General features: G+C 52.1%; 1 pseudogene. It reads right to left on the bottom strand.

Annotated features, from left to right (window positions below):
- Positions 1-806, bottom strand: a pseudogene (locus tag Pmgp_RS19990) (hypothetical protein); the annotation flags it as partial.

Here is an 806-nt window from a genome sequence, read left to right as displayed (position 1 = left end):
GACATTCTACCAAGAACGGCAATCAGTTCTTCAACCGGCTCGGCCACAGCTTCCATTAACCCGTTCATACCGCCTACCAGCTTGCCCCAGTCACCGGTAAAGGCAGTCTCGTTGCCACGGGTCTCCAGACGGCCTTCCCTGACCGCCGCAATCAGGCCGTCGACCTCTTTAAGCAGGCCGTTTACGGCGTCGATACAGCCGTTCAGGTTGTTCTTGATTTCGTTAAAATCGCCGTTGTAGTTGTCAGTGATCTTAGGCGGAATGTCTCCCTTTGAAATCATGTCCACGTATTCGGCCGCCACGTTAAGCGGCCCGATCACAGCGTCCAGGGTGCTGTTGACGCCCTCGACAACCTTGCGGTATTCGCCTTCGTGCCTGGTAGCGTCTGCCCTGGTATCAAGTTTGCCTTCCACCGCGGCCTTCGACAGCATGTCCGCATCGTCCACCAGGTTTTGAATTGCTTCCATCATTTTTATAAATGAAGGCACTAACTCGTCATTGTCACTTCTCCGCCCGATTTTCTTTAATCCGTCCAGGTCGCTGAGATCACCGTTACTGATATTTTTAGTTATTCTTATTGTATTTAATATGCGTGCCTGAGCATCGCTGGTGGCGTTCTTTAGAACATTCCAGCCACCGGAATACTCTTTTATCATCTTAGCTGTATAATCGTTTACAGCCATCCGGGTCAAGACAGCAAGCAACTCCTCAATCGGCTCGTTTACTGCTTCTATCAATCCGTTCATGCCGCCGACCAGTCTGCCCCAGTCCCCGCTGAAGGCCGCCTCATTGCCGCGTGTCTCCAG

Source organism: Pelotomaculum propionicicum (assembly GCF_004369225.1).
Taxonomy (GTDB): Bacteria; Bacillota; Desulfotomaculia; order Desulfotomaculales; family Pelotomaculaceae; genus Pelotomaculum_B; species Pelotomaculum_B propionicicum.
This window is presented reverse-complemented; position numbering and strand designations above follow the sequence as displayed.